We start from the raw sequence: 20,964 nt of genomic DNA on the forward strand, positions 1-20,964 counted from the left end.
CCGACGGCTAGGTGTGTACCGGTGCCGGGACGACGGCGGGCGCGGCGGGCAGGGTGACCGTGAACGTGGTGCCGGGTCCGCTGTCGACCGTGATGGTGCCGCCGTGCGCGGTCACGACCGCGTGCACGATTGCCAGGCCCAGGCCGGTGGACCCGGAGGCGGAGTTGCGGGAGGCGTCGCCGCGGGTGAACCGCTGGAACAGGCTCTCGCGCAGCGCGGGCGGGATGCCGGGACCGTCGTCAGCCACCTGCACGACGACCTGCTGCCCGGCAGGGCGGACGCGGACCGTGACGACCGTGCCCGCGGGAGTGTGCAGCCGTGCGTTGGACAGCAGGTTGGCCAGCACCTGACGCAGGCGGTGGTCGTCGCCGACCACGAGGGCGTCCTCGACCTCGTCCTCAGACGGAAGGTCCAGGCGCCAGTCGTGGTCCGGGCCGGCGGCGTGCGCGTCGGTGACCGCGTCGATGGCCAGCACGGTCAGGTCCACGGGCTCCGAGGCCAGGGGACGCCCGGCATCGAGCCGCGCGAGCAGCAGCATGTCCTCGAGCAGCGCGGTCATCCGCAGGGACTCGGACTCGACACGGGACATCGCCTGCAGCGCGCTGACCGGCATCTCGTCGGGGGATCGGCGCACCAGCTCGGCGTACCCGCGGATCGAGGCCAGCGGGGTGCGCAGCTCGTGGCTGGCGTCGGCGACGAACTGGCGCACCTGCGACTCGGACTCGTGCCGGGACGCCAGCGCCTGCTCCACGTGCCCGAGCAGCTGGTTGAGCGCGGCACCCACCTGCCCGACCTCGGTGGCGGGGTCGGTGTCCTGGGCGGGGACGCGGTCGGCGAGCACCACCTCGCCGCGGTCGAGGGGGAGCTGGGCGACGCGGTTGGCGGTGCCGACCACCCGGTCCAGGGGGCGCAGCTCGCGGCGGACCAGCACCAGCCCGACCGCCGCGGCGACCAGCAGGGCGATCGCGGCGACCACCAGCTCGACGACGACGAACGTGGTGACGGTGCCGGACACCGAGGTGGTCGGCAGGGCGGTCACGGTCGTCGTGCCGTCGACTCCGATGCTCGAGACCGCCCGGTAGCTGCCGAGCCCGGTCAAGGTGATCGTGTGCGCCTCACCGTCCGTGGGGACGGCGAGCATCTGCGCGGTCTGGGCGTCGGTCAGTGCGGTCGGCGTGCCGTCGTCGGCGATGTAGCCCGCCTGGAACAGGGTCAGGTCGGCGGGGTCGACGCCGGCAGGCTGCTCCACGTTGACCGTGCCCGCGTCCTGCCCCGGACGGAAGTCACCCGTGCCGGCCGGGGCCGGGAAGACCTCGCCCGGGTCCGGTGTGCCCTGGCGCGGGAAGTCCGCCGCGCGCCTGTGGGCTGCGGTCAGCTTCTCGTCGAGCTGGGTGACCAGGGAGCCCTGGAGCGCGAGGGTGGAGAGCGTCCCCATCGCGGCCGCGACGACGGCGACGAGCGCCACGACGACCACGACGAGCCGCCGGCGCAGCGTCCAGCGTGGACGAGCGGGCACGATCAGACAGACGGCTTCAGCACGTAGCCGACCCCGCGCAGCGTGTGCAGCATCGGGGTGCGGCCCTTGTCGATCTTGCGGCGCAGGTACGACACGTACAGCTCGACGATGTTGGCCTGGCCGCCGAAGTCGTACTGCCACACGCGGTCGAGGATCTGGGCCTTGGACAGCACGCGCTTCGGGTTGCGCATGAAGTAGCGCAGCAGCTCGAACTCGGTGGCGGTCAGGCGGATGTCCTCGCCGTCGCGGGTCACCTCGTGGCTGTCCTCGTCCATGGTCAGGTCGCCGACGACGAGCACGGCCTCCTCGCGCGACGACACCGCACCGGTCCGCCGCAGCAGGGCACGCAGCCGCGCGACGACCTCCTCGAGGCTGAACGGCTTGGTCACGTAGTCGTCGCCCCCGGCGGTCAGGCCCGCGATCCGGTCCTCGACCGCGTCCTTGGCCGTGAGGAACAGGACGGGGACGTTCGGGTTGGTGGCCCGGACCCGGCGCAGCACGTCGATGCCGGACAGGTCGGGGAGCATCACGTCGAGCACGATGACGTCGGGGTCGAGGGCCTTGGCGGCGCGGACGGCGGCGTGGCCGCTCAGGGCGTGGTCCACCTGCCAGCCCTCGTAGCGCAGGGCGGTGGACAACAGCTCGGCGAGCGTCGGCTCGTCGTCGACCACCAGGGCGCGGACGGGGGAGCCGTCCGCGCGGGAGAGCACGTCCGGGCGGTTGCTGGTGGTCGTCGTCATGACCCCAGGGTGCGCCCGTAACCTGTTGCGGCGCTGGACCGAACCTGTGAACTTGCTGAGGACGGGTCAGTCCAGGGGGTGCGGGCGGTCGTCGCCGAGCAGCGCCGCCGCCAGGATCGCCTCGATGGCGAACTGCGTCGAGGTGGGCAGGTCGACGTCCTCGTCGAGCAGCCACTGCACCTGGAGGCCGTCCATGACGCCGATGATCGCGCTGGCAGCGCAGTCGGCGGTCTCCCGGGACACCTTCCCCTCGCCGACCGCGATCACCGCGTCCGTGATCTCGCCGCGCAGCACGCGGAACCGGTCGGTCACCCAGCCGCGGGCGGGGTGGTTCTCGGTGACGGACTCGCCGGTGAGCACCGAGTAGCCCTGCACGATGCCCGGCCGGCCGACGTTCATGCGGGCGGTGCGGACGAGGTGCTGGAACAGGCCGAGGCCGCCGGGGATGTGCTGCCCCTCGAGGTCGCGGACGTCCTCCTTGTCGCGGTACTCCAGCACCTCGACCAGCAGCTGTTCCTTGGAGCCGAAGTGGTGCAGGACGCCCGCGTGCGTGATGCCCACCTGCTCGGCCACCTCCGCCAGCGAGCCGTTCTTGTACCCCTTGGACCCGAAGGTGTTGGCGGCGGCCCGCAGGATCTCTGCCCGGCGCTCGGTGGTGGCCTGGCGGGGCTGCCGCGCGCGGCGCTTCGGCGCTGCGGCGGGGGGAACGGCGTCGTCCATGACTGAAACCATACTGTGATCTTCCCACTTACTGACAGGTCAGTAAGTTGTGCTTTCATTCTCCCCAGACGACAACGCTGTCCGATCGGAGAACCCCGCTGTGTCACTCGACACGGCCACCCAGCCGCCCACGGCTGAACGGCCCGCCACCGACCTCCAGCCCCTCCTGGCTGCCCTCAGCCTCGAGGAGAAGACGCGGCTCGTCGTCGGCGCCGGCCTCTGGTCCACCACCGCGGTCCCGCACATCGGCCTGCGTGCCATGCACGTGTCCGACGGCCCGGCCGGCGTCCGCGGTGTCTCCGACTCCGCCGACGAGACGTCCGCCTCCTTCCCGGCCCCCAGCGCGCTCGCCGCGACGTGGGACGTGGACCTCGCCGACGAGCTGGGTCACGTGTTCGCCGCCGAGGCCCGTCGGCACGGTGTCGACGTGGTGCTCGCCCCGCAGGTGAACCTCCAGCGCACGCCCGTCGGCGGCCGGCACTTCGAGTGCTACTCGGAGGACCCGCTGCTCACCGGCGACATCGCGGTGCACGTTGTCCGCTCCGCGCAGGACCGCGGCGTCGGCATGTGCGTCAAGCACTTCGTCGCCAACGACTCCGAGACGCAGCGCACCAGCTACCTGTCGCGCGTCGACGAGCAGACGCTCCGGGAGGTGTACCTGGCGCCGTTCGAGCGGCTGGTGCACGACGCCCAGGCGTGGTCCGTGATGAGCGCGTACTCCGGGATCGACGACGGCACCACTGCCGCGACCGCCGCCGAGCACCGCCCGCTGCTGACCGGCGTGCTCAAGGACGAGTGGGGCTTCGACGGCGTCGTCATGAGCGACTGGGTGGCCACCAAGTCCGTCGCCGGCGCCGCCGAGGGCGGGCTCGACCTGCAGATGCCCGGACCGGACGGCCCCTGGGGCGACGGCCTGCTCGACGCGGTGCGTGCCGGCGACGTCAGCGAGTCGCTGCTGGACGCCAAGGTGCTCCGCCTGCTCCGGCTGGCCCAGCGCGTCGGTGCGCTCGAGGGTGTCGCGCCGTCGGGTGCCGACCGTGAGCGCGTGGCCGACGTGGACGTGCGCGGCGTGCTGCGCGAGCTGGTGTCCCGCTCCATGGTCGTGCTCCGCGACGACGAGCACGCGCTGCCGGTGTCGCCCGACGACGTCACCCGGATCGCCCTGCTCGGCCCGAACGCGGTCCACCCGTTCGTGCAGGGCGGCGGCTCCGCGTTCGTCCGTCCGGACCACCTGTCGACCCCCGAGGCAGCGATCCGCGAGGCCTTCGGCGAGGTGCAGGTCGACGTGCACCCCGGTGCCGTGTCCCGCCTGCTGCCCCCGTCGCTCGACCTGGCCGGCCGGTGCACCACGCCCGAAGGGCACGTCGGCGCTCTCGGCGAGCTGCTCGACGCCGACGGAGCGGTCCTGGCCGCCGCCGACGTGACCGACTGGAACGGCTGGCTGCGCGAGGTGCCCGGCCCCGCGACCGCGCTGCGCCTGCGCACCACCGTCCGCCTCGAGGAGCCCGGCCGGCACGAGGTCGGCGTCGGCACCGTGGGCAGGCACCGGATCACGGTCGGCGGTCAGGTCCTGTCCACCAGCGACCACGTGGTGGGCGCCGAGGTCATCCTCGACTCCAGCGTCAACCAGCCGCCGCCGGCGACCCTGGTCATCGACGTGACCGAGCCGACGACGGTCGAGGTCGACGCGCTCGTGCAGGCCGTGCACCCCGTGGGGTACGCCAGCTTCGCGCGAGCCGAGCTGGTGCACCGCGTCCCCGGCACGTCCCCGGACGAGCTGCTGGCGGTCGCCGTCGAGGCCGCCGCCGCCGCGGATCTCGCGATCGTCGTCGTCGGGACGAACGAGGAGATCGAGTCCGAGGGGTACGACCGGACGTCGCTCGCGCTGCCCGGCACGCAGGACCAGCTGGTGAAGGCCGCCCTGGCCGCCAACCCACGCACGATCGTCGTCGTCAACGCCGGTGCCCCCGTGCTGCTGCCGTGGCTCGACGAGGTGCCGTGCGTGCTCTGGGCGTGGCTCGGCGGCCAGGAGTGGCCCGAGGCGCTCGCGGACGTGCTCACCGGCCTCACCGAGCCCACGGGGCGGCTGCCCTGGACGCTCCCCGCGCACGAGTCCGACGTGCCCGTGCCGGACGCGGTCCCCGTCGACGGCGTCATCGAGTACCACGAGGGCGTCCACGTCGGGTACCGCTCGTGGCTCAAGCTCGGTCGCACGCCCGCGGCGCCCTTCGGTCACGGCCTCGGCTGGACGACGTGGGAGTACGAGAGCGTCGTCGCGCAGCCCGTCGACGCCGACGGGTCGGTCGTCCTGGACGTCACCGTCCGCAACACCGGCGCCCGCGACGGGCGCGAGGTGGTCCAGGTCTACGTCGAGCCACCGACCCCGGGCGACAGGCCCGTGCGCTGGCTCGGCGGGTTCAGCGTCGTGCACGCCGCCGCAGGCGAGCACGCGGTCGTCCAGGTCCGGGTGGACGCGAAGGCGTTCCGGACCTGGGACTCGGCACAGCCCGGTTGGGTCACCCCGGCCGGTACCTACCCGATCCGCGTCGGCCGCTCCTCGAGCGACCTGCGCCTCACGGTCGACGTGGCCCTCCCCACCCCCACGCCGGCATAACGCAGCCCGACCAAGCAGCCCGACCAAGCAGCCCGACCAGCACAGCTCCGGTCCGACGAGATCCGCAGTCCCGTCGGACCGGTACGACCAGCAGTTCCACCCTCAGTGCAAGGAGGCACTCGTGAGAATCCGCAAGCTCTCGACGGTGATCGCTACGGCGGCCACCCTCGCGCTGCTCGCCACCGCCTGCTCCGGCAGCGGTGGCAGCACCGACGACAGCACCGGCGCCGACGGCGTCTCGGACAAGATCCTGACGATCGGCATGCCGAACGGCCCGCAGCAGCCCAACCAGAACCCGCTCGCGAACGGGTCCGCGTCGCTCTCGCTCGGGTACGCGTTCGCGGTCTACGAGTCGCTGATGCAGGTCAACGAGCTCAAGCCGACGGACCCCCCGACGCCGTGGCTCGCCACGTCGGTCGAGTGGAACCCGGACTCGACGCAGGCCGTCATCACCGCCCGCGACGGCGTGAAGTGGTCCGACGGCACGGACTTCACCGCCGAGGACATCGCGTTCTCCATCCAGCTCCGCAAGGACACCAAGGAGCTGAACACCGACTTCCCCGACCAGTACGGCGACATCACGGTCGACGGCAACAAGGTCACGGTGAACTTCCTGTCCGGCCAGTACGTCAACCAGGTCAAGCTGCTCAAGCTCCTCGTCGTGCCCAAGCACCTGTGGGAGAACGAGGACCCGGTGACCTGGACGGACGACGAGATGGTCGGCACCGGCCCGTTCAAGCTCAAGTCGTTCACGCCGCAGGCCGTGACGCTCGAGCCGAACACCGGCTACTGGGGCGAGACCCCGAAGGTCGGCACGCTCCGGTACGACACGTTCAACGACAACGCGGGCCTGACCACGGCCCTCACCACCGGTGAGGCGCAGTGGGGCTGGACGTTCATCCCGGACTTCGAGAACACGTTCATCGCCAAGGATCCCGACCACTTCCACCAGGTGGCGGGTGGCGGCTTCGGCGTCGACGTGCTCTACCTGAACAACGAGACGAAGCCGTTCAGCGACGTGGCGTTCCGCAAGGCGCTGAACATGGTCGTGGACCGCGCGGACATCTCCGCGACCGCCGGGTACGGCGTGTGGCCGCAGATCAAGAGCGTGACCGGTCTGCCGCAGCCCTCGGGTGACGCGTTCATCTCGGACGCGTACGCGGACCAGGAGCTCTCGGTCGACGTCGACGGTGCCAAGGACGTCCTCACGGAGGCCGGCTACACCTGGGACGGCTCGGGTGCCCTGGTGGACCCCGACGGCGAGAAGGTCGCCTTCACGCTCCAGAACCCGACCGGCTGGACCGACTACCTGGACGCCCTGGGGATCATCTCCGAGGGTGCCAAGGCGCTCGGTGTGGAGGCTCCCGTCGAGGGCGTCGTCCAGGACACCTGGTTCAACGACATCATCCCGTTCGGCAACTTCCAGGCCTCGCTGCACTGGACCGACGGGGGCTCGACGCCGTGGAACATGTACTCCAACATCATGGACGGCGCGTCCTACGTGCCGCTCGGTGACTCGGCGACCTGGAACTTCGGTCGCTACCAGAACGACGAGGTCACGCAGGCGCTCGCCGACTTCAAGGCCGGCACCTCGGACAACGACCGCGCGGCTGCCCTGGACGTCGTCCAGAAGCACTTCGTGGAGGACGTCCCCGGTCTGGTGATCTGGTCGCGTCCGGCCGTCGCGCAGTACTCGACGGTCAACTACACGGGCTTCCCCACCGACGAGGACCCGTACGCGAACCCGCAGCCGACGGGCCCGCAGGCAGCGCTCATCCTGTCGAAGCTGACGCCGACCGAGTGATGCTCGCGGTGCGGCGGGCGAGCCCCCGGCTCGCCCGCCGCACCACGCACCCGACCCCAAGGTGACCCGATGAGCTCCCCGCACGAAGAAGACGCCCCCGTCCTCCAGGCGATCGACCTGCGCAAGCACTTCCCCGTCCGCGGCTTCCGCTCGCAGAAGGTCGTGCACGCCGTCGACGACGTGAACCTCTCGCTCTACCGCGGCAAGGTGGTCGCGCTGGTGGGGGAGTCGGGGTCCGGCAAGTCCACGATCGCCCGGCTGCTCGCGCAGCTCATGCCCGTCACCGGCGGGCAGATCCTGCTGCACGGGCAGGACGCCACGGTGAAGAACCGGCGCGCGTTCCACCAGTACGTGCGCAAGGTCCAGATGATCTTCCAGGACCCGTTCGGGTCGCTGAACCCCGTGCACACGGTGCGCTACATGCTCACGCGCAGCCTCAAGATCCACCGTGGGCGCCTGCGCGGCGTCGAGCTGGAGGCCGCCCTCGAGGAGCTGCTGGACCGGGTGCAGCTGCGCCCGGCCGCGCGGTACATCGACAAGTTCCCGCACGAGCTGTCGGGCGGTCAGCGCCAGCGCGTGGCCATCGCCCGCGCGCTCGCGGCCGACCCCGAGGTGCTGCTCGCCGACGAGCCGATCTCGATGCTCGACGTGTCCATCCGCCTGGGCATCCTCAACCTGCTGCGCGACCTGCGCGACCGGCTCCAGCTCGCGATCCTCTACATCACGCACGACATCGCGTCGGCCCGCTACTTCGCCGACACGACGATGGTCATGTACGCCGGCCGGGTGGTCGAGAAGGGCGACTCCGAGTCGGTCACGCAGGACCCCCGGCACCCGTACACGCAGCTGTTGGTCCGGTCCGCACCCGACCCCGACGATCTCGAGGCCCGTGCCCGGGGCGCCCGCGGCGAGGCGCCGAGCCTGGTGGCCCCGCCCGCCGGCTGCCGGTTCAACCCGCGCTGCCCGTTCGCCAACGACGTGTGCCGCACGGAGGTGCCGCCGCTGATGCCCGTGGGGGAGGGCCGCGAGGCCGCCTGCTGGGGCTACGCCGACCGCGAGGACCGCCCGTCGCTGGGCTCGGTGCTCGACGCGTACGGCGAGCGGCCGACCGTGGACATCTCTGTGCTGGAGGCCGACCGATGAGGTTCTTCACCCGACGCATCGTCTTCTACGCGATCACCGCGTGGGCGGCGATCACCATCAACTTCTTCATCCCGCGGATCATGCCGGGCGACCCGGTGAGCGCCTTGATCGCCAAGAACCAGGGCCGGATCAGCCCCGACGCCGCCGAGGCGCTGCGTGCCCTGTTCGGGCTGGACGAGAACATGTCGCTGTGGGACCAGTACGTCGCCTACTGGCAGCTGCTGCTGCACGGCGACCTGGGTATCTCGTTCTCCTACATGGCTCCCGTGGCGGACGTGATCCGCCAGGCGCTGCCGTGGACCATCGGGCTGGTCGGCATCGCGACGCTCATCAGCTTCACCATCGGCACGCTCGTCGGCACCGGCATCGGCTGGCGCCGCGGCACCTGGATGGACGGGCTGCTGCCGCTGTCGACCTTCTTCTCGGCCGTGCCGTACTTCTGGCTGGCCCTGATCGCGATCTCGCTGTTCTCCGTGACGCTCGGCTGGTTCCCCGCGAGCGGCAGCTACGACCGCAGCATGGTGCCCAACCTGTCGTGGGAGTTCATCGGGTCCGTCATCTACTACGGGTTCCTGCCGGCCATGACGATCGTCATCTCGTCGATCGCGGGCTGGATGCTCGGCATGCGCAACATGATGGTCACCGTGTCCTCCGAGGACTACGTGACCGTGGCGCAGGCCAAGGGCCTCAAGGAGCGGACCGTGCGGATGGGCTACGCGGCCCGGAACGCGATCCTGCCGCAGGTGTCCAGCTTCGCCCTGTCGCTCGGCTTCATCGTCGGCGGCACCCTGGTCATGGAGATCGTGTTCTCGTACCAGGGCATCGGCTACTACCTCTTCAGTGCGGTGAACGCGAAGGACTACCCCCTCATGCAGGGGTGCTTCCTGGTGATCACGTTCGCCGTGCTGCTCGCCAACATGGCAGCCGACGTCGCCTACGGCTTCCTCGACCCCCGCACGCGTCAGGAGGGCTGACATGACCGTCGAAGCCGCGTTCCTCGAGGACCTGGAGATCACACCCGACGCGACGGCCCCGCGCACGGGCAAGCGCCGGTTCCTGTTCATGCGCAACGCGAAGGCCCTCACCGGCCTCGTGATCCTCGGGTTCTTCTTCCTCATCGCGATCATCGGACCGTGGATCGCGCCGTACGACCCGAACGCGCGGTCGTCGGCCATCCTCCAGCCGCCGTCGTGGGCGCACCTGATGGGCACCACGCACCAGGGGCAGGACATCATGAGCCAGCTGATCCTCGGCACGCGCAGCGTGCTGGTGGTGGGGTTCGTGGCCGGCACGGTGGCCACGGTGATCGGCGTGATCGTCGGTGTCACCGCGGGCTACATCGGCGGGTTCGGCGACGAGTCGCTGTCCGCGCTGTCCAACGTGTTCCTGGTGATCCCGCAGCTGCCGCTCATCATCATCATCGCCGGCCAGCTGCCGTCGGCCGGGGGGCTCACGGTCGCGCTGGTGATCGCGGCGACCGGCTGGGCCTGGGGCGCCCGCGTCCTGAGAGCTCAGACGCTCTCGCTCCGCAGACGCGACTTCGTCGAGGCCGCGCGGGCCAACGGCGAGAGCACGTGGCGGATCATCTCCGCGGAGATCCTGCCCAACCTCACGGCCATCATCGCCGCCGGGTTCGTCGGCACCGTCGGGTTCGCCGTCCTGTCCCAGATCACGCTCTCGTTCGTCGGCATCACGCCCACCAACGAGTGGAACTGGGGCACGGTCCTGTACTGGGCGCAGGCGCAGCTGGCCCTCCAGCGCGGCGCGTGGTGGTGGTTCGTCCCGGCCGGGCTGCTCATCGCCCTGCTGGGCATGGCGCTCACGCTCATCAACTTCGGGATCGACGAGTTCGTCAACCCGCGCCTGCGGTCGGTCGGGCTCAACGCCCGCTCGATGCGCAAGCGCAAGATCCGTCCGCGCATCGGCTTCACGCCGGTGGTCCGCGAGGCCAAGGAGGACCGCGCATGAGTGCCGTGACCGGCCCCAGCATGAGCATCGGCGCCGTGGCCAGCCAGCGCGCGTTCCGGGCGAACGCCGCCGCGACCGACCCCGTCCTGGAGATCAAGAACCTCTCGGTCGACTACGGGTACGACGAGGACCCCACGCACGTGCTGCGCCAGGTCTCGCTCACCCTCAACCGCGGCGAGGTGCTCGGCCTGGCGGGCGAGTCCGGCTGCGGCAAGTCGACGCTCGCGTACGCGGCCACCCGGCTGCTCCCGCCTCCCGGTCTGATCACGGGCGGCGAGGTCATCTTCACGGACCGCGACGGCCAGCAGACCGACATCCTCACGCTCAACGACGCCGAGCTGCGGGCCACCCGCTGGCAGGACCTCGCGATCGTGTTCCAGGGCGCGATGAACTCGCTGAACCCGGTGTACCGGATCGGCCGGCAGATCGCCGACGGCATCTCCGCGCACCTGCCGGGGGTCACCAAGAAGGAGGCCCTGGAGCGCACGGCGGGCATGCTGGAGCTCGTCGGCATCTCCGCCGACCGGCTCCGCGACTACCCGCACCAGCTGTCCGGCGGTATGCGGCAGCGCGTGATGATCGCAATGGCCCTCGCGCTGGACCCGCAGGTGCTGATCATGGACGAGCCGACGACGGCCCTCGACGTGGTGATGCAGCGGCAGATCGTGGAGCAGATCGCGGAGCTGCGCGACAGGCTCGGGTTCTCGGTCATCTTCATCACGCACGACGTCTCGCTGCTGATCGAGATCGCCGACCGGATCGCGATCATGTACGCCGGGGAGATCGTCGAGGACGCCTCGGCCCAGGACATGTACCGCCGTCCCCGGCACCCCTACTCGGACGCGCTCCTGCACTCGTTCCCGCCCCTGCGCGGGTCGCGGCGTGAGCTGACCGGCATCCCGGGCTCGCCCCCGGACATGTCGAACCTGCCGTCGGGCTGCCCGTACCGGACCCGGTGCGCGCACGTGTTCGACGCGTGCGCGGCGATCACCCCGGAGCTCGTCGCGCCCGCGGTCGAGGGCGACGACCCGCGCCGGTCGGTCGCGTGCCTGCGCCACGACCCCGCGACGGTCGCGGCCGCCGGGTTCGAGCCGCAGCCGGTGCCGGTCGAGCTTCAGGTCCGCTGAGCCCCGCCCTGCCCCCGGCTCCCTCTCCACGGGGCTGCTAGCCGGGGGCGGGGCGGCCCTAGTCCGTGACGCGCGGCCGCGCGCGCAGGTGCACCCGCTCGCCCTGGGTGCCGAAGATGACCAGCAGCTCGACCGGGCCCGGGCCCTCGTTGGCGAACCAGTGGGGCACCCGGGTGTCGAACTCGGCGGCCTCGCCCGGGGGGAGCACCAGGTCGTGCTCGCCGAGCACCAGCCGCAGGTGGCCGTCGATGACGTAGAGCCACTCGTAGCCGTCGTGGGTGTTCAGCTCCGGCTCGGGCGTCGGCGGGGCGGGCGGCAGGACCAGCTTGTAGACGAGCATCCCGCCGGACCGCCGCGACAGCGGGATGACGGTCTTGCCGTGCTCGGTGACCGGGCGCGGGTGGATGCGCGGGTCGCCCGTCGCGGGCGCGCCCACCAGCTCGTCGAGCGGCACGCGGTACAGGCCGGCCAGGGGGACCAGCAGCTCCAGCTGCGGGCGGCGGGTGCCGGACTCCAGGCGCGACAGCGTGCTGACGGAGATGCTCGTGGCTTCCGCGACCTGAGCCAGGGTCAGTCCGCGCTGCTGCCGGACCGCGCGGAGCCGGGGGCCGACCGTGCGCATCAGCTGGTCGATGTCGTCCACGGGTCGCAGTTTGCCACTTCGGCAAGGATGCTTGCCGGTCGTGCGAGGAGCGGGCGATGCTCTCCGCATGAGAGACGTGGTGGTCATCGGTGGTGGCGCGGCGGGCCTGAGCGGGGCGGTGACCCTGGCTCGGGCGCGCCGGTCGGTGCTGGTGATCGACGCCGGCTCGCCCCGGAACGCGCCGGCCGACGGCGTGCACGGCCTGCTCGGGCAGGAAGGCGTGCCGCCGCTCGACCTGCTGGAGCGCGGGCGTGCGGAGCTGGCGGGGTACGGCGGCGTGGTGCTTCCCGGCCAGGTCGTGGCCGCCGCGCGCGCGGACGACGGGTTCGTCGTGACGCTGGCCGACGGCACCTCCGAGCGGGCGCGACGCCTGCTGGTGGCCACCGGTCTCGTCGACGAGCTGCCCGACATACCCGGTCTGCGGGAGCGCTGGGGCCACGACGTCCTGCACTGCCCCTACTGCCACGGCTGGGAGGTGCGCGACCAGCCGATCGGGGTGCTCGGCACCACGGAGCGCTCGGTGCACCAGGCGCTGCTGTTCCGGCAGTGGTCCGAGGACGTGGTCCTCCTCCAGCACACGGCTCCGGACCCGACGCCGGAGCAGGCGGAGCAGCTGGCCGCGCGGGGGATCCGCGTGGTGCCCGGGGTCGTCGCCGAGGTGCTCTCGACCGACGGGCGGCTCAGCGGCGTGCGGCTGGAGTCCGGAGAGGTGGTGGCGCGCTCGACCCTCGCAGTCGCGCCGCGGTTCGTCGCCCGGCTCGACGGGCTGTCCGGCCTGGGCCTGGTGGCGGTGCCGCACGAGATGGGCGTCGGAGAGCATGCTGCGTCGGACCTCATGGGCGCGTCGACCGTGCCCGGCGTGTGGATGGCGGGCAACGCGACCGACCTCATGGCCCAGGTGACGGGGGCGATGGCGGCCGGCACCCGCGCGGCCGCGGCGCTGAACATGGATCTGATCGCCGAGGACACGGCGCTCGCGGTAGCCGCAGCGCACAGGTAAAGAGATGGTCACGTCCAGGCTGTCCACAGCCCCGGCCGGTGAAGTGGGTGTCGAGCACGCATCGCGTGACCGACAGAGCCCGGAGGCCAGCCATGAGCCCGCAAGCAACCGCAGCGCACGACCCGTGGTTGACCGCGAACGTGCGTCCCGCCGGATCGTTCGGACGCGCGGACGTCGGCCGGCTCCGGGCGTTGCTGGCCGCGCTGTCGGCGTCGGCGTCGCTGGTGGTCCTGGACCTCGCGGCCGTGAGCCTGCGCAGCGGGCAGGCGGCCGACGTCATCGACGAGGCGGGGTGGGAGCTCGAGCGCCGCGGCGGCTGCCTGCTGTGCATCAACGCGGACGACGACGTGCGTGCCCGGCTGGTCGGCTGCCTGCACGCGGTCGTCGTCGGCCCGGGGGAGCCCGCGCCGGCGTCGTGAGGGCGTCTGCGCACGGGACGACGCCCGGTGCACCGCTGTCGGTGACCTACCGTTGAGCGGTGAGCGACACCCCCGTCATCCCCGCGCCGTCGCGACCGGCTCCGGCCGTCGCGGACCGCCGGGGTGCGGTCGTCGTGGTCTGCCTCCTGGTCGCGGTGCTCTCGTTCGCCGGGGTGGTCGTGCTCTGGCGGGTGTTCGTCGAGACGCTGGCCGGTCAGCAGGTGGAGAACGCGGCGCTCCAGGGTGCCCTGTACGGCCAGACCCAGCTGTGGCGGGTGGCCGAGCGGGTGCTGGACGTGGTGTCGGTCAGCGCGATCGCGGCCGTGCTCCTCGGCGCGATGCTCATCGCCGCGCTGCGCCGCCGCTGGTCCCTGGCCATCCAGGTGGCCGTCCTGATGATCGGCGCCAACCTCACCACCCGCGTGCTGAAGAACTGGGTCTTCTACCGCCCGGAGCTCGGCGTGGAGGCCAGCTACGGCAACACGCTGCCCAGCGGGCACACCACCGCGGCCGCCTCGATCTCGGCGGCGCTGCTCCTGGTGGTGCCGCCGCGCGTGCGGCCGTGGGCAGCGGTGCTCGGTGCGGGCTACACGACCGCGACGGGCGTCTCCACGCTCATCGGTCAGTGGCACCGGCCGTCGGACGTCGTCGCGGCCGTGCTCGTGGTGCTGGCGTGGACCGCGATCGCCTGCGCGCTCGTCGCGCTGACGCCCGCGCGCCCGTCGACGGCCACCGGCGCGCTCCGCCTCGCATCGGACCCGCCGCCGACGCCGGCCACGATGCGTGCGGTGCTCGCGGGGCTCGTCATCGTGGGCGTCGGGGCGGGTGCCTCCGCCGTCGTCGCCCTGTCGCACACGTGGGACAACCGCGACGATCTGGAGGCCCGCGCGGAGCAGGTGACCGCATATCTGGGCGGTGCCGCGGGCGCTCTGATGGCGTCGTGCCTGGCGTTCGCGGTCATGCTGGTGCTGCGGCAGGCCGCGGCATCGCGATTGCCGCGGGGTTGACGGCACGCCGTAGAGTCCCCAGCGGTGCACGAGGAAGCGGGTCGTCCGGCCCGCGGAAGTCTGAGAAGGGCCTGACCGATGTCTGCAGGGCGCAAGCTCGTGATCGTGGAGTCGCCTGCCAAGGCGCGCACGATCGCCGGGTACCTCGGCGAGGAGTACGACGTCGAGGCGAGCGTCGGGCACATCCGTGACCTCCCGCAGCCGTCGGAGCTGCCCGCGGACATGAAGAAGGGCCCGTTCGGCAAGTTCGCGGTCGACGTCGACAACGGCTTCGCGCCGTACTACGTGGTCGACGCGGACAAGCGGAAGAAGGTCAGCGAGCTCAAGAAGCTGCTGAAGGACTCCGACGAGCTCTTCCTGGCCACCGATGAGGACCGCGAGGGCGAGGCCATCGCCTGGCACCTGCTCCAGGAGCTCAAGCCCAAGGTCCCGGTCAAGCGCATGGTGTTCCACGAGATCACCCGCGAGGCCATCCAGCGCGCGCTGGCCAACACCCGCGAGCTGGACGACCGGCTGGTCGACGCCCAGGAGACGCGTCGCATCCTCGACCGCCTGTACGGGTACGAGGTCAGCCCCGTGCTGTGGCGCAAGGTCCGGCAGGGCCTCTCGGCCGGCCGCGTGCAGTCCGTGGCGACGCGGCTGGTGGTCGAGCGTGAGCGCGAGCGGATGGCGTTCGTCGCCGCCGACTACTGGGACGTGACGGGCACGTTCGCCGTCCAGGACAGCGCCGAGCCCTCGTTCAACGCGCGGCTGTCCTCGGTCGACGGACAGCGGGTGGCCTCCGGCCGCGACTTCCTGGACACCGGGCAGCTGCGGGCCGCCGACGTCGCGCACCTCGACGAGGCGCGGGCGACCTCGCTCGTGGCCGGCCTGGTGGACGCGTCGTTCTCCGTCGCCTCCCTGGAGACCAAGCCGTACACGCGCCGACCGGCCGCGCCGTTCACCACCTCGACCCTCCAGCAGGAGGCGTCGCGCAAGCTGCGGATGGCGTCCCGGGCGACCATGCGCACCGCGCAGGGGCTGTACGAGAACGGCTACATCACCTACATGCGTACGGACTCCTCGTCGCTGAGCACGCAGGCGATCGACGCCGCGCGCCGGCAGGCCTCGGAGCTGTACGGCGCCGAGTACGTGCCCGACGCGCCCCGCGTGTACACGGGCAAGGCCAAGGGCGCGCAGGAGGCCCACGAGGCCATCCGCCCCGCCGGTGACCACTTCCGGACCCCGGCCCAGGTGGCCAAGGAGCTGTCCGGCGACCAGTTCCGCCTGTACGAGCTGATCTGGAAGCGCACGGTCGCCTCGCAGATGGCCGACGCCCGCGGCCAGACCGCCTCGGTCCGCCTCGGCGCCACGGCCGCGGACGGCACCGACGTCCTGTTCTCCGCGTCGGGCACCGTCATCACGTTCCGCGGGTTCCTCGCCGCGTACGAGGAAGGTCGCGACGACTCCCGGTACGACTCGTCGGACGACGCCGCAGCCGAGAAGGCCGACGCACGCCTGCCGAGGATGGCGGAGGGCGACCCGCTGTCCGCCTCCGACCTCACCGCCGACGGCCACCGCACGTCCCCGCCGCCGCGCTTCACCGAGGCGTCGCTGGTCAAGGCGCTCGAGGAGCGCGGGATCGGCCGACCCTCGACCTACGCGGCGACGATCTCCGTGATCCAGGACCGCGGGTACGTGACCGGTCGTGGGCAGGCCCTCGTGCCGTCGTGGCTGGCGTTCGCCGTGACGCGGCTGCTCGAGGAGAACTTCGACTGGCTCGTCGACTACGACTTCACCGCCGAGATGGAGGAGGACCTCGACGCCATCGCGGCGGGGGACAAGGACCGCGTGGCGTGGCTGTCGCGGTTCTACTTCGGCGACGGGTCGGGCAACGAGGAGGGCGAGGGCCTGCGGGACCTCGTCGCCAACCTCGGTGACATCGACGCCCGCGAGGTCAACTCGATCCCGATCGGCGAGGGCATCGTCCTGCGCGTCGGCCGGTACGGGCCGTACCTCGAGGACTCTCTTGCGGAACCGGCCGAGGACGGCACCACCCGGCGCGCGTCGGTCCCCGAGGAGCTGGCACCCGACGAGCTCACCGTGGCCAAGGCCCGCGAGCTCCTGGAGACGCAGCCCGAGGGCGACCAGGTGCTCGGCACCGACCCCGTCGCCGGCACCCCGATCGTCGCGCGCAACGGCCGCTACGGCCCGTACGTGACCGAGATCCTGCCCGACCCGGAGATCGACACCTCGCTGTCGGCCGCCGCGCAGAAGCGGGCCCTCGCGGCCGCCCCGAAGCCGCGCACCGCCTCGCTGTTCAAGTCGATGTCGCTCCAGTCGGTGACCCTCGACGACGCCCTCATGCTCCTGTCGCTGCCCCGCGTGGTCGGCGTCGACCCCGAGTCCGGCACGGAGATCACCGCGCAGAACGGTCGCTACGGCCCGTACCTGAAGAAGGGCACGGACTCGCGCACGCTGGCCTCGGAGGAGGCCCTCTTCTCGACGACGCTCGACGAGGCGCTGGCCATCTACGCGCAGCCGAAGCGCGGCCGCGGCGCCACGTCGGCACCGCCCCTGCGTGAGCTGGGCGACGACCCGACGTCCGAGAAGCCGATCACCGTCAAGGAGGGGCGCTTCGGCGCCTACGTCACCGACGGGGTCACCAACCGGACCCTCCCGCGGGACCTCACGCCCGAGTCGATCACGCGCGAGCAGGCCATCGAGCTGCTCGTCGAGAAGCGCGCGTCGGCCCCCGCGAAGAAGAAGGCACCCGCCAAGCGCGCACCGGCCAAGAGCAAGGCCGCCGCGAAGAAGTAGGGGTCAGCCGAACAGGCGCTCGCGGGTCACGGTCGGGTCCGCGAGGCCGTCGAGAGCCGCGACGATCGCACGCTCCTCCCAGCGGAAGTGCGACTCGAGGATGGCGGCGAGCCCGTCGATCTCGCCGCGGGCCCGTGCCGGGTCGCCGTCGGCCGTCCGCAGCGCTTCGTCGATCCGCTGCAGGATCCCCGCGACCATGACGTGATCCCTCTCGAGGCCCTCCAGCGTGCCTCGGAGCTCGGGGTATTGCGCGGCCAGCGCCGGGAACGCGGTGCGGTCCTCGCCGGTGTGGTGACGGCCGACCGCGCCGCAGAACGCCACGCAGTGGGCGCGCAGGTCGGCGGTCAGCCCCGTGCCCTCGCCGAGGTGCTCCAGCAGCGTGTCGAGCTCGTCCCGCAACCGGTCGTGCACCTCGACAAGCTCCTGACCCCACGCGGCGAGGCGGTCGGGGACGGGAGGCACCGGGCCACCCAACACCGCCTCCGGCGGGGAGGGCAAGGCATTCGCCCTCGGCTGTCCGGAGCGGCACCGGCTCGGCAGGGCGTGCACCGCCCATCGCGCTAGGTTGTCGCCCATGGCTGACCGCGCACAGGACCCTCGTACCGCTCCGCCGATCCGCTGGGGAATCCTCGGCGCCGGCAACATCGCCGCGACGTTCGCCGCGGCCGTGAACGCGCACACCCGCGCGCAGCTGGTCGCGGTCGGCTCGCGCAACAAGGACCGCGCGGAGCGGTTCGCCACCGCGCACCACATCCCGACGACGCACGTGGGCTACCGCGAGCTCGTCGAGGACACGCAGGTCGACGCCGTGTACATCGCGACCCCGCACTCCGAGCACAAGGAGCAGGCGCTCCTGGCCATCAAGGCCGGCAAGCACGTGCTCGTCGAGAAGGCGTTCACGCGCAACGCCGGGGAGGCCGAGGAGGTCTTCGCCGCAGCGCGCGCCGCCGGGGTGTTCGTCATGGAGGCGATGTGGACGCGGTTCCTGCCGCACGTCTACGCGCTGCACCAGGTGATCGACGCCGGGGAGATCGGCGAGGTCATCAACCTGACCGCCGACCACGGCCAGGCGTTCACGTTCGACCCGAAGAGCCGGCTGTTCGACCCTGCGCTGGCCGGCGGAGCCCTGCTGGACCTGGGCGTCTACCCGGTCTCGTTCGCGCACGACTTCCTCGGGGTGCCCGATGCCGTGCAGGCGGTCGGGCAGCTCACCACGACGGGCGTCGACGGCCAGATCTCGATGGTCCTGTCCTACGGCGACCGGGCGCAGGCCACCCTGTCGACGACGATGTGGGCCAAGACGCCGACGATGGCGCTCATCTCGGGGACCGAGGGCAACATCGTGGTCAAGGGCAGCTTCTACGCGCCGACCTCGTTCCACGTGCGGCGCCTCGACGGCCGGGTCTGGGACTTCGACCAGCCGGGCACCAAGGGCCTCCAGTACGAGGCCGCGGAGGTCGCCCGCCGGGTGGCCGAGGGTGCCACGCAGAGCCCGCGGATGACGTGGGACAACACCCTCGAGGTGCTGCGGACCATGGACACCGTCCGCTCCCTGATCGGCGTCACCTACCCGGGCGAGTGATGTCCGCCCCGGCGGCTACCCTGGCGCAGTGACACCTCCCGCCGGCCTCTTCCTCTCCTTCGAGGGCGGTGACGGCGCGGGGAAGTCGACGCAGGCGCGCCTCCTGGGCGAGTGGCTGACCGGCCTGGGCCACGAGGTCGTGCTCACGCGGGAGCCCGGCGGCACCGAGCTCGGCGTCCTGCTGCGGGACGCGGTCCTGCACGGTGACCACGTCGACGCGCGCACCGAGGCCCTCCTGTACGCCACCGACCGCGCGCACCACGTGGCCTCGCTCGTCCGTCCGGCGCTGGCCCGCGGCGCGGTCGTCGTCACCGACCGCTACCTCGACTCGTCGGTCGCCTACCAGGGCAGCGGCCGCGACCTGGGGGCCGACGAGGTCGAGCGCCTCTCCCTGTGGGCCGTCGACGGGCTGCTCCCGGCGCTGACCGTGCTGCTGGACCTGGACCCCGTGGCCGGGAAGGCGCGGCTGACGGGGGACCCGGACCGCCTTGAGCGGGCCGGCGACGAGTTCCACCGCCGCACGCGCGAGGCGTTCCTCGGCCGGGCCGCAGCCGAGCCCGGCCGGTGGCTCGTGCTGGATGCGACGCGACCGGTCGACGAGCTCGCCGCCGCGGTGCGCGAGCGCGTGGCGCCGCTGCTCGGGGTCGCGCCGTGACCAGCGTCTGGGACGACGTCGTCGGCCAGGAGCCCGCCGTCGAGGTGCTGAAGCACGCAATCGAGGACCCCGCCGCGATGACCCACGCCTGGCTCCTGACCGGTCCTCCGGGATCGGGGCGTTCCAACGCGGCGCGCGCGTTCGCGGCGGCGCTGCAGTGCGCGACCGGCGGGTGCGGCGTCTGCCACGACTGCACCACCACCCTGCGCGGGCTGCACCCGGACGTCACGGTCGTCGCCACCGAGGGCGTGTTCATCCGCGCGGAGACGGCCCGCCCGCTGGTGGAGCTCGCCCAGCGGTCGCCCTCGCAGGGTCGGCACCGGGTCATCATCATCGAGGACGCGGACCGCCTGAACGACACCAGCGGCAACTCGCTGCTCAAGGCGATCGAGGAGCCGGCCGGCCGCACGGTCTGGGTGCTCTGCGCGCCGAGCCCGCAGGACGTGCTGGTGACCATCCGCTCCCGCAGCCGGTCCGTGGCGCTCCGGGTTCCCCCGGTCGACGCCGTCGCGGCCCTGCTGGTGTCCCGCGACGGGATCGACCCCGCGGTCGCCGCGGTGGCCGCCCGCGCGGCGCAGAGCCACGTGGGGATCGCCCGGCGGCTGGCCCGCGACCCCGAGGCCCGTGCGCGCCGGTCCGCGGTGCTGGGCATCGCGGCGAAGATCCGCGGGGTCGGCGACGCGGTCATGGCGGCCGGTGAGCTCGTCGAGACCGCGCAGGCCGACGCCAAGGCCGCGACCGAGCAGCGGGACGCCGAGGAGAAGGCGGAGCTGCTCCGGTCGATGGGCGCCGAGGGTGCAGCCACCCTGCCCCCCAGCCTGCGCACCCAGGTGCGGCAGCTGGAGGAGGACCAGAAGCGGCGGGCCACCCGCGCGCAGCGCGACGTGCTCGACCGCGCGATGGTCGACCTGCTGTCGCTCTACCGGGACGTGCTCGTGGTGCAGCTGGGCGCCGGCGTCGAGCTGGTGAACATCGAGCACGAGGGATCCGTCCGTGCGCTGGCGGCGGCCAGCACGGCCGAGCAGACGCTGCGCCGGATGGACGCCGTGGGCCAGGCGCGCACCCGTCTCGCGGGGAACGTCGCGCCCCTGCTCGCCGTCGAGGCCATGGCCGTGGCGCTGCGCCCGCAGGGGTGACGCGCGCGCCGATTGTGCAGATCGGGTGACGGCTGTGTCCCCTGGGACCAACGAGGTCGGGGGGCTCAGGATCGGCAGCTACCGTACTCGC

At 72.3% G+C, this 20,964-nt stretch carries 18 protein-coding genes; 13 read left to right on the top strand and 5 right to left on the bottom strand.

Going from position 1 to position 20,964, the window contains the following annotated elements:
• Positions 1-7 precede the first annotated feature (7 nt).
• From ACO06A_RS10540 to ACO06A_RS10550, 3 genes are all read right to left on the bottom strand, one after another.
• Complete coding sequence (locus tag ACO06A_RS10540) at positions 8-1,516, bottom strand: sensor histidine kinase (RefSeq protein WP_421735953.1); 1,509 nt, start codon at positions 1,514-1,516, stop codon at positions 8-10.
• Positions 1,517-1,518: 2 nt separating this feature from the next.
• Positions 1,519-2,256 carry a response regulator transcription factor gene (locus ACO06A_RS10545; protein ID WP_421735954.1) on the bottom strand — a complete coding sequence of 246 codons (738 nt, stop codon included), beginning with the start codon at positions 2,254-2,256 and terminating at the stop codon, positions 1,519-1,521.
• A 66-nt stretch (positions 2,257-2,322) separates the two neighbouring features.
• Positions 2,323-2,976, bottom strand: coding sequence for a TetR/AcrR family transcriptional regulator (locus tag ACO06A_RS10550; protein ID WP_421735955.1), 654 nt, complete (start codon positions 2,974-2,976; stop codon positions 2,323-2,325).
• 100 nt (positions 2,977-3,076) lie between these two features.
• Here ACO06A_RS10550 and ACO06A_RS10555 point away from each other — a divergent pair, with 100 nt between their 5' ends.
• From ACO06A_RS10555 to ACO06A_RS10580, 6 genes are all read left to right on the top strand, one after another.
• On the top strand, positions 3,077-5,590 hold the full coding sequence (locus ACO06A_RS10555) for a beta-glucosidase family protein (protein ID WP_421735956.1): 2,514 nt from the start codon (positions 3,077-3,079) through the stop codon (positions 5,588-5,590).
• 121 nt (positions 5,591-5,711) lie between these two features.
• Positions 5,712-7,394: an ABC transporter substrate-binding protein gene (locus tag ACO06A_RS10560; RefSeq protein WP_421735957.1), complete on the top strand. Its 1,683-nt coding sequence runs from the start codon at positions 5,712-5,714 to the stop codon at positions 7,392-7,394.
• Between the two features lie 69 nt (positions 7,395-7,463).
• Entirely contained in the window at positions 7,464-8,537 is a 1,074-nt protein-coding gene (locus ACO06A_RS10565) for an ABC transporter ATP-binding protein (RefSeq protein WP_421735958.1), read from the top strand.
• Complete coding sequence (locus ACO06A_RS10570; RefSeq protein WP_421735959.1) at positions 8,534-9,511, top strand: ABC transporter permease; 978 nt, start codon at positions 8,534-8,536, stop codon at positions 9,509-9,511. Before ACO06A_RS10565 ends, ACO06A_RS10570 begins: the two co-directional genes overlap by 4 nt.
• A gap of 1 nt (position 9,512) precedes the next feature.
• Positions 9,513-10,505, top strand: coding sequence for an ABC transporter permease (locus ACO06A_RS10575; RefSeq protein ID WP_421735960.1), 993 nt, complete (start codon positions 9,513-9,515; stop codon positions 10,503-10,505).
• Positions 10,502-11,632: an ABC transporter ATP-binding protein gene (locus ACO06A_RS10580; RefSeq protein ID WP_421735961.1), complete on the top strand. Its 1,131-nt coding sequence runs from the start codon at positions 10,502-10,504 to the stop codon at positions 11,630-11,632. The genes ACO06A_RS10575 and ACO06A_RS10580 overlap by 4 nt, the downstream gene beginning before the upstream one ends.
• A 58-nt stretch (positions 11,633-11,690) precedes the next feature.
• Here the strand turns inward: ACO06A_RS10580 and ACO06A_RS10585 are convergent, their stop codons facing one another.
• Positions 11,691-12,275 carry a helix-turn-helix domain-containing protein gene (locus tag ACO06A_RS10585; protein ID WP_421735962.1) on the bottom strand — a complete coding sequence of 195 codons (585 nt, stop codon included), beginning with the start codon at positions 12,273-12,275 and terminating at the stop codon, positions 11,691-11,693.
• 67 nt (positions 12,276-12,342) lie between these two features.
• On the opposite strand from ACO06A_RS10585, the gene ACO06A_RS10590 reads away from it, so the two are divergent.
• From ACO06A_RS10590 to topA, 4 genes are all read left to right on the top strand, one after another.
• A complete protein-coding gene (locus tag ACO06A_RS10590; protein WP_421735963.1) occupies positions 12,343-13,275 on the top strand; it encodes an NAD(P)/FAD-dependent oxidoreductase in 933 nt (310 codons plus the stop codon).
• Positions 13,276-13,367: 92 nt separating this feature from the next.
• Positions 13,368-13,694, top strand: a complete 327-nt coding sequence (locus tag ACO06A_RS10595) for a hypothetical protein (RefSeq protein WP_421735964.1) — start codon at positions 13,368-13,370, stop codon at positions 13,692-13,694.
• A 59-nt stretch (positions 13,695-13,753) separates the two neighbouring features.
• Entirely contained in the window at positions 13,754-14,701 is a 948-nt protein-coding gene (locus ACO06A_RS10600) for a phosphatase PAP2 family protein (RefSeq protein WP_421735965.1), read from the top strand.
• Between the two features lie 78 nt (positions 14,702-14,779).
• Positions 14,780-17,500 carry a type I DNA topoisomerase gene (gene topA, locus ACO06A_RS10605; RefSeq protein ID WP_421735966.1) on the top strand — a complete coding sequence of 907 codons (2,721 nt, stop codon included), beginning with the start codon at positions 14,780-14,782 and terminating at the stop codon, positions 17,498-17,500.
• 3 nt (positions 17,501-17,503) lie between these two features.
• Here the strand turns inward: topA and ACO06A_RS10610 are convergent, their stop codons facing one another.
• A complete protein-coding gene (locus ACO06A_RS10610; RefSeq protein ID WP_421735967.1) occupies positions 17,504-17,962 on the bottom strand; it encodes a hemerythrin domain-containing protein in 459 nt (152 codons plus the stop codon).
• Positions 17,963-18,074: 112 nt separating this feature from the next.
• Between ACO06A_RS10610 and ACO06A_RS10615 the strand changes: the two genes are divergently transcribed.
• The 3 genes from ACO06A_RS10615 to ACO06A_RS10625 are packed head-to-tail and all read left to right on the top strand — an operon-like array spanning position 18,075 to position 20,873.
• On the top strand, positions 18,075-19,082 hold the full coding sequence (locus tag ACO06A_RS10615) for a Gfo/Idh/MocA family protein (RefSeq protein ID WP_175347312.1): 1,008 nt from the start codon (positions 18,075-18,077) through the stop codon (positions 19,080-19,082).
• A gap of 28 nt (positions 19,083-19,110) precedes the next feature.
• Positions 19,111-19,737, top strand: coding sequence for a dTMP kinase (gene tmk, locus ACO06A_RS10620; protein ID WP_421735968.1), 627 nt, complete (start codon positions 19,111-19,113; stop codon positions 19,735-19,737).
• Positions 19,734-20,873 carry a DNA polymerase III subunit delta' gene (locus tag ACO06A_RS10625; protein WP_421735969.1) on the top strand — a complete coding sequence of 380 codons (1,140 nt, stop codon included), beginning with the start codon at positions 19,734-19,736 and terminating at the stop codon, positions 20,871-20,873. Before tmk ends, ACO06A_RS10625 begins: the two co-directional genes overlap by 4 nt.
• Positions 20,874-20,964 lie beyond the last annotated feature (91 nt).

The sequence above is a fragment of the Cellulomonas sp. genome (genome assembly GCF_965229465.1).
GTDB lineage: Bacteria > Actinomycetota > Actinomycetes > Actinomycetales > Cellulomonadaceae > Cellulomonas.

What these genes read in the sequence shown, in the direction of transcription:
- ACO06A_RS10545 (WP_421735954.1), bottom strand. Translation starts at nt 2,256, where the DNA reads ATGACGACGACCACCAGCAACCGCCCGGACGTGCTCTCCCGCGCGGAC.
- ACO06A_RS10550 (WP_421735955.1), bottom strand. Translation starts at nt 2,976, where the DNA reads ATGGACGACGCCGTTCCCCCCGCCGCAGCGCCGAAGCGCCGCGCGCGG.
- ACO06A_RS10565 (WP_421735958.1), top strand. Translation starts at nt 7,464, where the DNA reads ATGAGCTCCCCGCACGAAGAAGACGCCCCCGTCCTCCAGGCGATCGAC.
- ACO06A_RS10570 (WP_421735959.1), top strand. Translation starts at nt 8,534, where the DNA reads ATGAGGTTCTTCACCCGACGCATCGTCTTCTACGCGATCACCGCGTGG.
- ACO06A_RS10575 (WP_421735960.1), top strand. Translation starts at nt 9,513, where the DNA reads ATGACCGTCGAAGCCGCGTTCCTCGAGGACCTGGAGATCACACCCGAC.
- ACO06A_RS10580 (WP_421735961.1), top strand. Translation starts at nt 10,502, where the DNA reads ATGAGTGCCGTGACCGGCCCCAGCATGAGCATCGGCGCCGTGGCCAGC.
- ACO06A_RS10590 (WP_421735963.1), top strand. Translation starts at nt 12,343, where the DNA reads ATGAGAGACGTGGTGGTCATCGGTGGTGGCGCGGCGGGCCTGAGCGGG.
- ACO06A_RS10595 (WP_421735964.1), top strand. Translation starts at nt 13,368, where the DNA reads ATGAGCCCGCAAGCAACCGCAGCGCACGACCCGTGGTTGACCGCGAAC.
- topA (WP_421735966.1), top strand. Translation starts at nt 14,780, where the DNA reads ATGTCTGCAGGGCGCAAGCTCGTGATCGTGGAGTCGCCTGCCAAGGCG.
- ACO06A_RS10615 (WP_175347312.1), top strand. Translation starts at nt 18,075, where the DNA reads ATGGCTGACCGCGCACAGGACCCTCGTACCGCTCCGCCGATCCGCTGG.